The sequence below is a fragment of the Paenibacillus sp. J22R3 genome (assembly GCF_056269305.1).
The window spans coordinates 327,658-339,063 of sequence record NZ_JBWDNS010000006.1 but is presented as its reverse complement, the minus strand read 5'-3'; the positions used below and the strand labels follow the sequence as shown (position 1 = coordinate 339,063).

Genomic DNA, 11,406 nt, shown 5'->3' with positions numbered 1-11,406 from the left:
TTTTTATCGATTTGTTTAATAAGGGTCCACTTCGTGCCCCGCTTGCTTCGCCTGATCAACGGCCTTCTCCGGCCGCGATTGACCGCTTGCGATGTTGCGGCCATCGGATTGCTTCAGCCCTTCGGCGACGCGTTGCCCGTAGCCGGCGTCGGCCTCCGCGAAATATCCGACCATTCGCGAGCGAATATCCTCCTTACACACGGACAGCGCGCCGACCAGATTGTCGATCAGCTCGTCCTGCTCCCAGCTCTCGAAGGCGCGGAACGTGTCGCCGGCTTGCTTGAAGTCGTTTGTCCGCTCGATCTTCTGCCGCATCAGCTTCGCCTCGTAATGCGGCTCATGGTCTTTGCCGCTGCGTGCCGCCTCCTGCAATCCGCCCATGGAGGATGGCTCGTAGTTCACATGCGGATTTTGCCCGGCTGAGCGGTCGGGACGATATTGCATTTGTCCGCCGCTCTGATTGGTCGCCACATGCGTCTGAGGTGCATTGACAGGCAGCTGCAAGTAGTTGGTTCCCACCCGGTGACGCTGCGTATCGGAGTAGGAGAACGTTCGGCCTTGCAGCAGCTTGTCGTCGGAGAAGTCTAGACCGTCCACAAGCACCCCGGTACCGAATGCCACTTGCTCCACTTCGGTGAAATAGTCCTCGGGGTTGCGGTTCAGTGTCATTTTGCCGATAGGTAGGAAAGGGAACTGCTCAGGCGGCCACAGCTTAGTCGGATCAAGCGGGTCAAAATCCAGCTCCGGATGCTCGTCATCCGTCATCAGCTGCACACAGAGCTCCCATTCCGGATAGTTCCCAGCCTCAATCGCTTGGTACAAGTCGAGAGTGGCATGGTTGAAATTCATGCCCTGTATCTCGTTGGCCTCGCGCTGCAGCAGGTTCTTGATCCCTTGTTTAATGGGCTCCCAGTGATATTTCACGAGCATGGCTTCGCCGTCTTGATTGACCCATTTGTATGTATTGACACCCGAGCCCTGCATTTGCCGATAGTTGGCGGGTATGCCCCAAGGGGAGAATAGGAACGTAATCATATGCGTCGCTTCCGGCGTGAGGGATACGAAGTCGAAGAACCGCTGCATATCCTGCACGTTCGTGAGCGGGTCTGGTTTGAACGCATGCACCATATCCGGGAATTTCAGCGGATCACGGATGAAGAAGATCTTCAGGTTGTTGCCGACCATGTCCCAATTGCCGTCCTCGGTGTAGAACTTGACCGCGAAGCCGCGAGGGTCACGAAGCGTCTCCGGTGAATGGTTGCCATGAATGACGGTGGAGAATCGAACGAATACCGGTGTCTGCTTGCCGGCCTCTTGCAGCAGCTTAGCGCGAGTATACTTCGAGACCGATTCATTCCCGGCTTTGCCGTAAGCCTCGAAGATGCCATGAGCGCCGGCGCCGCGAGCATGAACGACCCGCTCTGGGATACGTTCCCGGTCAAAGTGAGTGATTTTCTCGATAAAATGGTAATTCTCCAGCGTGCTCGGTCCACGGCTGCCAACCGTACGTATATTTTGATTATCCGTAACAGGGTGGCCCTGCCGGGTCGTGAGCGTTTGATCTGAATCCTTGTCCAAGTGCCAAGCTCCTCTCGCAGGTAGATGTGAACTTCAATGGTATTGTTGCCCAGCGGATGGTTCCTGATTCAGATTCTCGTACAGGTGAACTTGCTAATTTTGGAGGCTGTTCATGGCTTGTTTCGCGTTGACAGTGAAGGTGCAGTCGTCTACAATACATACCCATATGGGTATATGATTATAGTCATAAGGGCATAAGGGAGGATTTCGTTCCAATGGGATTTCAAGTGGCGAAAGAAATGACACCGCAGGAGGTAGAAGAACGTCTCGGACTTGGCGAAGGTCTCTATATGCTGGATGTCCGCGAGCCTGCCGAGTGGGAGGCCGGTCATCTGGCAGGCGCCGTCCACATTCCGCTTGGCCAGCTGATTGAACGATTGGATGAACTGGACGCTGCGCGAGAGGTCATCGTGATGTGCAGAGGCGGCGGAAGAAGCGGGTTAGCCTGCGAGCTGCTGGGCGAGAGAGGATTCTCGGTTGTGAACATGACAGGCGGTTTATTGGGCTGGACGGGCGAGATAACGGGAGAATAGTGGGGGGCTAGCGATAATGGACATTGCAATTAACATATTATTCGTTGTTGTTGTAGTATGGTTCGCGTATTCGAGATTCGGCAAAGTAAAAGGACTCCGCACGCTGCAGGCAACGGATTTCCGCCGGGAGCTTGAGACGGAATCGACGGATATGCTGCTGATTGATGTAAGGGAAGCAGGAGAGTATAAGAGCGGCTACATCCCGGGAGCGAGGAACATTCCATTATCCCAGCTCGGGTCGCGACTCAGCGAGCTGCCGGAGGATAAGAAGCTTCTGCTGTATTGCCGAAGCGGCATGCGCAGCAAGACGGCAGCAAGGCAGCTGATGCGCGGCGGGTATTCGCAGATCGCCCATTTACAGGGCGGTCTTGGAGCGTGGAGCGGGAAACTTGTGCAATAGGAAAGCAATATAAGCTTGTTTGCAGTGGATGGATGAGGCTGCGAGCGGGTTTTTTTGTATCTGGGTGGAATTCATGAACGGAATTCACTTTGTTGGCTTCGATGTAGACCTCTTGGTGGGCTATATGGATGGAATTCACTCTTCACGTTCCTAGTGATTAATCGCAATTGTATGAAAATGAGGTTTCTCACCGCAAACACTCGAGCAAATCACAATTAAAATATAACGTTGACGTTAACGTTATAAAAAGAGTAAGATGAAATCAAATGAAACATTCTAATTCGAAGATCGGGAGGAGGAACACAATGGAAGAACGTTACAAGATCGATGATGTCGCCAAAGAGAGCGGTTTGACGAAACGTACGATCCGGTATTACGAGGAGATTGGGTTACTGCCTTCGCCGGAGCGGACCGACGGTGGAACGCGGTTATATACGCGTATGCATATCGAGCGGCTCAAGCAGATCATTAACGCAAGAGATGTGCTTGGTTTCTCGCTGCAGGAAATTATCGATTTCGTCGCGATTCGTGAGCAGCTTATGCAGCACCGCGATGCTTACAGGCAAACGGAGGAAGCGGAGCAGAAGCGGAAGCAGCTGATGGAGGTAGGGCATACGATCGATAAACAGATGCAGATGATTGATCATAAGCTTGAGAAGATTAAGGAGTTTCGCGAGGAATTAGTTAAAATTAAGAAGCGCGTAACCGACGCGCTGGATCAAACCACTACGTAGAAAGAAGGAGTACAAGTGTCAACACCTAATACAGCACATAAAGCCGCGCCGCAAGCCCCTTTGCAGCCGGGTGCCCAGAAGAGTAACTCTATGTTTAATCAGCCGATTGCCGTGTGGGCGATCGCTTTTGCAAGTATCATTGCGTTTATGGGACTGGGACTTGTCGATCCCATTCTGCCGATGATGAAGGATCAGCTGCATGCCTCAGACAGTCAGTTGACCTTGCTGTTTACGAGCTATAACGCGGTCATGGCCGTTGCCATGCTGATTACGGGCGTTATCTCCTCGCGTCTGGGCATTAAGCGAATGCTGCTTGCCGGCATCGTCCTCATTGCCGTGTTTTCCGCGCTCGCGGGTAGTGCCGGCGATGTCATGGAAATCGTTTGGCTGCGCGCCGGATGGGGACTGGGTAATGCTTTCTTCGTCGCAACCGCTTTGTCCGCCATCGTTTCGTTATCCCGCGTCGGCGTCGGCAAATCGATCATCTTGTTCGAAGTAGCAGTCGGACTTGGTATCTCGGTAGGCCCGCTGCTTGGCGGAGAGCTTGGGGCTATTTCGTGGAGGAGTCCTTTCTACGGCGTTGCCGGGTTAATGGTACTGGCGTTCTGTCTTATCTTGTTCATGATGCCGAAGGCCGCTAAGTCTCCTGCCGCAGTGACACCGATTAAGAAGAAAGTTTCCTTGCTGGATCCTTTCCGTGCACTCAAACATCGCGCGCTGCTGATCTTTGGGATCTCGGCTGCCCTTTATAATTTCGGATTCTTCACCTTGCTTGTCTACGCAGCGCTTGTGCTTGGCCACCTGCATCATGTTGATGTGCATGGCCTTGGTTATGTGTTCCTCGGATGGGGACTGCTGCTCGCATTTACATCTGTAGTTACGGCTCCGAAATTGCAGAAGCGCTATGGTACAGTCAAATCCATGTGCGTGCAGCTCCTTCTCTTCGCGGTAACGTTGTTCGTCATGGGTTATTGGACAACCGAGAAGTCAGTCATTATCGCCATGGTGATCTTGGCCGGTGCGTTCCTAGGCAATAATAATACGCTCATTACAACCGCGGTGATGAACGCTGCTCCGGTCGAACGTCCGACGGCATCAGCTGCATATAGCTTCCTGCGTTTCATCGGCGGTGCGCTTGCACCTTACTATGCGGTTAAATTCGCGGAATGGTTTGATTTCCACGCGCCTTTCTACATCGGAGGCGGCTTCGTCGTACTAGCGGTTATCGTCATCTGGCTGAACCGCAAACACTTGAAGCATGTGGATGAGGCAGAAGCTCATTAATGCTGATGATAGGTCCTTTTTTTTGATCCAAAATATAACGTTAACGTTAGTGTTATATTAATGTGCGAGGAGCAAACCCCGTTATCGACTCCGATGAGTCGGTGCCGGGGTTTTTTATTGATGTTCACAGATAATGTATGGTTCTACGCCCCGAAAGAGGTACCAGTTACCGTACAAGGAGAGGAATCGCCGGATTTCGCCCCATCCCACCGTTTTCCCTCAAATTCTCCTCCTTCTTCATGCGCTCTCCTTGCCTCAAGCTGCCATAAAGAGGGTTTTCTGGATAGGATGTCGAATGATGTCACCACAGATTGAATGTGGAGGTCGACATGAAGAAAACAGCATCGTCAGGCACGCTCGCCTATACGTTATTTACGTTAGAATCGAACCCTTCACAGCGCAGATTTGCTTTTATCGTTGGTGCGATTATAGCGCTTGCCTCGCTTGCTTCCATACCGTTTGCGCATATAATGGTGCCCAATAATAACGCGTTCTTGTCCGCACTATGCTCGGCGGTTATCTGCTTCGAGCTCGTCACGGTGTTCGTTCTGTACAGCCAGTTCAAAGTCAGCCGTTCCCCGTCCATTCTCATCTTGGCAGGAGGCTACTTCTACTCGGCTTGCATGACGATTCTATATTTGTTCTCATTTCCGGGGATCATACCGCCCAATGGATTCGGTCCGGGTCCCATCATGCAAGGTCCGGGGCCGGGCATGGAACTTGGCCCAGAGCCGAGGTTCCTCATTGGGGGCAATCAGTCAGCCGAATATATCTATTCCCTCTGGCATCTGGGATTCCCCATCGCGATCCTGCTTCATATCGTCACCGAGGTCAAGTATAAGCAAGTGCGCCTTCGCGATGAAACCGCGCGGCTCATGACCATTCTAACAGGAGCAGCGGTGCTTGTAGTGGTGGCAGGGATCGGGTATGTGTCGCTGGCCCTGCACGACAAGCTTCCCATCCTAATGGACCATGGTCGCATCACGCCGCTCGCCATGTATGGATTCGGCCTCTCTACGCTGGTAATCAGCTTGCTTGCACTAGCCCTCTATTATTACATGACCAAAGGGAGCACCGTAACCTCCTCTTGGCTGTGCGTCGCGCTTCTTGCAACCGTGCTGGATGTGGGCATCAATATGAGCGGCGGCAATCGATTCAGCGTAGGCTGGTACGTCTCGAAGCTGGACACCTTCATCTGCGCCAATATCGTATTGGCAGGCATGATCTACGAGTTCACGAAAATGTATTACAAAATGACAGAGCTTTACACCCAAGTAACGGACAGCGAGAGCCGCTACAAAACCCTCTTCGCGAAGAGCCGCCTAGGTGAGCAGAAAATCGCCGAGCAGAACAAAATCATCGAACGGATGCTGGAATCCAGCTACGAATCGATTGCGATGTGCGACAGCGATGGACGTGTCGTCTTCGTCAATCGCAGATTCAAAACGATGTTCGGACGAGAGCTATCCGTCGGACAGTCGCTCGCGATCTATTGCAAAGAGATGCGGGCCGATTATGGCAGCCTTGGCGATCAGATCAAGCAATATTTTGAGCAGCGGCTGCAGCCGTTCCGGGAGCGTGTTGCCTTCCATAAAGAAGGCGGCGAGCTGCGCCATTATGAATGCTACGTCAGCCCGATCATCAGCAAGGATGGCGGTCTGCTGCATGGTCATCTCTTCACGTTCGGCGATCGAACCGATGAAGAGCGCAAAGCGCACTACGACGATTTGACCGGACTGCCGAATCGCAGATACATTAATGAGCGGCTTCGCATTGCGATGCGAAGAGCGGCAGAGGCAGGGACTTCTTTTGCCGTCTTCTTCATGGATTTGGATGGCTTCAAGCGAGTTAACGATACACTCGGCCACGAAATGGGCGACCGATTGCTGCAGGAGGTTGGCGCCCTCCTGAAGAAAGGTATGGGCGGCTACGGCACCTGCGCCAGATGGGCAGGCGACGAGTTCGTCGTACTTGTGGATGAAGCAGTGGGCGACATCCGGCCGGAGGAGCTGGCCCTTGATCTCATCGGTGCCATTCGGCAGCTTGATATTGTAGACGGCAAAAGAATTCAAATTTCGGCCAGCATCGGGATCGCGATCTATCCGGATGACGCCATGGATGGGACCAAGCTGCTCCAATACGCGGATCAAGCCATGTATGAGGCCAAAACAAACGGCAGAGGCACATTCTGCTTCTACACCTCTTCCGCTACAAGCAGCAGGAAGCAGCATCCCGAAGTCGGCTCTAGCTAAGCAAGTGAGAAAACCCCAAACTCCCTCTGGGAGTTTTTTGCTTATATCCTTATCTGCCGGCATGCCCGTGATCTCGGAATCGTCTAAATTTTATCCCTTTATGCTAAATCAATCGGCATTGGGATTAGCTATGATGATGATGGAGGTATGGAAGATTACAGGGGAGCTGAGGTGGGCCGCAGGATGGACACGAATGATCAGCAAGTCTACGCATGTAAGCGAATCGGTGTGATTAACGGTATGGATAGCGAATGGATCTTATTGCGCGATACGGTAAGCGGGGACGTGCCGACGGAATGGACGAAGGTTCGCTGCGGATGGACGGCAGACGCGCTGCTGATTCAGTTCCACTGCGAGGATGAGCACATTGTTTCGGACTACAGCGAGCGCGATGAGCCGCTGTATAATCAGGACGTGGTAGAGGTGTTTATCGATGAGGATGGCAGCGGCACCCAATACATAGAGCTGGAGGTTAGCCCACGCAACGTCGTATTCGATGCGCGGATTACCAATGATGGCAGCGGTTCGGTTGGGATCGATACGGAATGGGACATTGAGGGGCTTCATACCGAAGTGAGCGAGGTTCAACCGGGACAATGGATGTACGACATCCGTATTCCGGCGAGCACGTTCAACAAGCCGCTGGAAGCCGGACTCCGCTGGCGGGTTAACTTCTATCGGATCGACGAACGGCAGGATGGCATCCGGGAATATCAAGCTTGGCAGCCGACGGGACTGGTCAACTTTCATAAGCCGCAGCGATTTGGCACGCTAGTACTCATCTAATTATTCCAAGGAGGAAGTATCGATGAACGTAAACCATAACCAGCTGGAGACGCGGTGCGTCAGCTCACTCGTCAAAATTTTCGCCCAGGACGGCGAGCTCCAAGAGCCTGCATATCAGAAGGGCAGCGCCCTCCGGGGTGAAGTTTATTCCTTTCAAGTAGCCTATCGCAGTGCGCAGATGCGCAAGAACATCAACCTAACTGTCACTTCCCAGCTGCAAAATAGTACAATCACCATCCGTTCCGTCGGACTTGTTCCATCGGAAATGCCTATGTATGCCGATCATGATGCGCGGATCTTCCAAGCGACGCCGGGACTATTTCCCGATCCGCTGTATCCGATCGCCAATGGTGTGACGGCACTCCCGAATGTGTGGAGCTCCGTGTGGGTAACTGTAGAAGTGGATCGCGCTGAGCAGGGCGGCACATTCGACATTGCGATTGCTTTCGAAACCTCAGAAGGGGAGCAGCTTGCTCAAGAGAGCTTCGCGCTCACCGTCATTCCGAGCGAGCTGCCTGAGCAGAAGCTGATCCACACCGAGTGGTTCCATACCGATTGTATTGCGACGCAGTACAACGTACCGGTGTTCAGCGAAGAACACTGGCGCTTGCTGGAAGCTTTCATCGGCACGGCCGTCAAGCATGGCATTAATCTGCTGCTGACGCCGCTGTTCACGCCGCCGCTCGATACGGCTGTCGGGGGAGAGCGTCCTACCGTACAGCTGGTGGATGTCCAGAAGGCAGGCAACCTGTATAAGTTTGGTTTCGAGAAGCTGGACCGCTGGGCGGACATGTGTCTGGCTGCCGGCGTACGTTACTTCGAGTTCTCGCATCTGTATACCCAGTGGGGCGCGAAGCATGCGCCTAAGATTATGGCCCATGAGAACGGCGAATATAAACGGGTTTTTGGATGGGAAACAGAGGCGTCCGGCGAGGACTATCGCAGCTTCCTGGGACAGCTCATTCCGGAGCTGCTGAAGTGGGTGGAGGGCCGCGGATTGCAGAGCCAGGTCTACTTCCACATCTCTGATGAGCCGAGCATGAGCGCGCTTGAGGATTACCGCCAAGCAAGCGATTGGCTAAGACCGATGCTGCAAGGGTATCCGGTAATCGATGCCTTGTCCGATTATGAATTCTATGAATCCGGACTTGTTCCACGTCCAATACCGGCGACGAATCATATCGAGCCTTTCCTTGAAGCAGGCGTTCCGGACTTGTGGACGTACTATTGCTGCGGACAATACAAGGAAGTCTCTAACCGATTCTTCACGTTCCCATCAGCTCGAAACCGGATCCTCGGCGTGCAGATGCACAAGTTCGGGATCACCGGCTTCCTGCATTGGGGCTTTAATTTCTGGTACAGCCAATATTCGATCAAGCCGATCAACCCGTATATAACAACGGATGCCGGCCATGCGTTTCCATCGGGAGATGCCTTCCTTGTCTACCCGGGAGAAGAGGGTCCGATCGAATCGATCCGCATGGAAGTGTTCTATGAGGCGCTGCAAGATATGAGAGCTTTTGCACTGCTGGAAGACTTGGGCGGTAAGGATGAGCTGCAAGCACTTATTGGCAACATTACGTTCAGCAGCTACCCTGCAGAGAGTGAGTGGCTGCTCGATCTACGCGAAACGGTGAACAAGCGAATTGCCGAAATCATAGGCTAGAATGGCAGACTCGTGATCCGCCCTTGTGTTCGCCTCGGAATTTTGGGACAATACTAGTCAGATAGGGACGAATACAAGGTGTTGAAAAGAGGATAACGGATATGCAACATAAACCATCCATATATGGCTTCACATTCGACCAGCTCACAAACTGGCTTGGGGAGCATGGACATAAACCGTCGCGCGCGCGGCAAGTATGGGATTGGCTGTACCGGAAACGGGTTACGACATTCGGGGCGATGACGGATGTGAATGGAGCTTGCCTGGCGTTATTGGCAGAGCACTTCGACATTCAGACGCTCGGCGAACATACGAAACAAGAATCGGCGGACGGCACGATTAAGTTCCTGCTCAAGCTGCATGACGGCAATCTGATCGAGACCGTGCTCATGCGGCATAAATTCGGGTTGTCCGTCTGCGTAACGACGCAGGTCGGCTGCAATATCGGCTGCAGCTTCTGTGCAAGCGGCCTGCTTGCTAAGAGCCGCGACCTGACAGCGGGCGAAATCGTCAGCCAGATTATGAAGGTGCAAGTGCATCTGGATGCCGCGCAGCAAGGCGAATTGGTCAGCCACATCGTCGTGATGGGGATCGGGGAGCCGTTCGATAATTTCGAGAACATGGTCGACTTCATCGAAACCGTCAAGGATCATAAGGGTCTTGCCATCGGGGCTAGACATATTACCGTTTCCACAAGCGGTTTAGCTGACAAAATCGTAGCGTTCACCGATCGCAACCTCGGCGTTAATCTGGCGGTTTCGCTGCATGCGCCGAACAATGAGCTGCGCACGCGCATCATGAAGATCAATCGCGCTATTCCGATCGAGCCGTTGATGAAGGCCATCGATTATTACCTGAGCAAGAATAAGCGCCGTGTAACGCTGGAATATATTTTGCTCAAGGATGTTAATGACCAGACGGAGCATGCCCTGCAGCTTGCAGAGCTTATCGGCGATCGCCGCCAGCTTGTGAACGTGAACCTGATTCCGTACAATCCGGTCGACGAACACAGTCAGTATCAGCGCAGCGAGCAGGAATCGATCCGCATCTTCTACGATACATTGAAGAAGCAATCCGTCAGCGTTAGCGTCCGTCTCGAGCACGGAACGGATATCGACGCCGCCTGCGGCCAACTGCGCAGTAAGCAAATCAAAGCTACCGTATAAGCAACCAGATTAAGCAGGCGCATCCCGTGTCATACTCGGCGATGCGCCTTTTTTATATAGCTTCGCAAGAAATGTCAGGTGCTCGGGGGCAGGGATGGCCTAACATGAATGGTAAGGAGGTGATCCGAATGGAAGAGGAAGAGCGGTATGCCGGAATATGGCGGGCCGCCGCATATGCGGAGGAGCATTTGCAGGAGGAGCTTCGGTTGGAGGAGCTTGCTAAGCTTGCGGGGTATTCTCCGTTTCATTTTCACAGGCTGTTCTTTGCTTGCACGGGAGAGACGCTGTCCCACTATATTCGAGAGCGCCGTTTGGCGTATGCGGCGAGAAGGCTGCGGGGCTCGGAGCAGTCGGGCACGGGAATCGGCTTTGATATCGGATATGGGAGCCATGAATCCTTTATTCGCTCGTTTATGAAACGATTCGGGGAGCCTCCCCAATCCCTGCGAAGGAGAGCATGTACGATGAGAGAACCGGTGTTGATTGACCGCGAGATGATTCATCTCGCAGGCGTGTTATGCACGACGGATACGTCGAAGGATCGCAACATTGCACAGGCCTGGAAATCGCTCAGCCGCGTCTGGGCGAGTATTCCGGGTAAGGTAAACGAACGGATTTGTTTCGGTCTGGAAATTTACAATCCGCAATCAAGCGGAGATCGGGAGAGGCAGTTTGCTTATTTGGCCGGCACCGAGGTGGCAGACCCGGCGGCAACGATGCCGGGAGAGGCTCGGGTGTTCACCATCCCCGGCGGAAGATATGCGGTCTTCACGCATGTTGGTTCAACCGAACTGCTCGGTGAGACATTCCATTATATTTATGGGGAGTGGCTCCCGGCTTCCGGCGAGGCGCTGCGCAGCTTGGATGACAGCGGCTTTGATTTTGAATACTACGATGCCCGTTTCCAAGAAGGCCGAGCGGATTCAGAGCTTGATGTCTATGTACCCCTATGTCCAATCGTCTCGCCATCATCTGAATAGGATAGCGTAGTAGTAACTACGCGATGA

General features: G+C 53.2%; 10 protein-coding genes. 9 read left to right on the top strand and 1 reads right to left on the bottom strand.

The window, feature by feature from the left end:
- Positions 1-15: 15 nt before the first annotated feature.
- Positions 16-1,578 (bottom strand): catalase, encoded by a 1,563-nt coding sequence (locus AC0YN4_RS25040; RefSeq protein ID WP_475783176.1) that lies wholly within the window; start codon positions 1,576-1,578, stop codon positions 16-18.
- A gap of 215 nt (positions 1,579-1,793) precedes the next feature.
- Between AC0YN4_RS25040 and AC0YN4_RS25035 the strand changes: the two genes are divergently transcribed.
- The 9 genes from AC0YN4_RS25035 to AC0YN4_RS24995 all read left to right on the top strand — a co-directional run bounded on the left by AC0YN4_RS25035 (position 1,794) and on the right by AC0YN4_RS24995 (position 11,379).
- A complete protein-coding gene (locus AC0YN4_RS25035) occupies positions 1,794-2,111 on the top strand; it encodes a rhodanese-like domain-containing protein (RefSeq protein WP_475837064.1) in 318 nt (105 codons plus the stop codon).
- 16 nt (positions 2,112-2,127) lie between these two features.
- A complete protein-coding gene (locus AC0YN4_RS25030) occupies positions 2,128-2,511 on the top strand; it encodes a rhodanese-like domain-containing protein (protein ID WP_475837063.1) in 384 nt (127 codons plus the stop codon).
- Between the two features lie 305 nt (positions 2,512-2,816).
- Positions 2,817-3,245, top strand: a complete 429-nt coding sequence (locus AC0YN4_RS25025) for a MerR family transcriptional regulator (RefSeq protein ID WP_475783173.1) — start codon at positions 2,817-2,819, stop codon at positions 3,243-3,245.
- A 90-nt stretch (positions 3,246-3,335) separates the two neighbouring features.
- Positions 3,336-4,529 (top strand): MFS transporter, encoded by a 1,194-nt coding sequence (locus AC0YN4_RS25020; RefSeq protein WP_090980665.1) that lies wholly within the window; start codon positions 3,336-3,338, stop codon positions 4,527-4,529.
- Positions 4,530-4,858: 329 nt separating this feature from the next.
- Positions 4,859-6,781, top strand: a complete 1,923-nt coding sequence (locus AC0YN4_RS25015) for a diguanylate cyclase domain-containing protein (protein ID WP_475837062.1) — start codon at positions 4,859-4,861, stop codon at positions 6,779-6,781.
- A gap of 183 nt (positions 6,782-6,964) precedes the next feature.
- The gene (locus AC0YN4_RS25010; RefSeq protein WP_475837061.1) at positions 6,965-7,567 is read left to right on the top strand and encodes a carbohydrate-binding family 9-like protein; all 603 of its coding nucleotides are present in this window, start codon (positions 6,965-6,967) and stop codon (positions 7,565-7,567) included.
- Between the two features lie 22 nt (positions 7,568-7,589).
- Positions 7,590-9,233, top strand: a complete 1,644-nt coding sequence (locus AC0YN4_RS25005) for a DUF4091 domain-containing protein (RefSeq protein ID WP_475837060.1) — start codon at positions 7,590-7,592, stop codon at positions 9,231-9,233.
- A 101-nt stretch (positions 9,234-9,334) separates the two neighbouring features.
- Positions 9,335-10,399 carry a dual-specificity RNA methyltransferase RlmN gene (rlmN, locus tag AC0YN4_RS25000; protein WP_475783169.1) on the top strand — a complete coding sequence of 355 codons (1,065 nt, stop codon included), beginning with the start codon at positions 9,335-9,337 and terminating at the stop codon, positions 10,397-10,399.
- Between the two features lie 128 nt (positions 10,400-10,527).
- A complete protein-coding gene (locus tag AC0YN4_RS24995; RefSeq protein WP_475837059.1) occupies positions 10,528-11,379 on the top strand; it encodes an AraC family transcriptional regulator in 852 nt (283 codons plus the stop codon).
- Positions 11,380-11,406 lie beyond the last annotated feature (27 nt).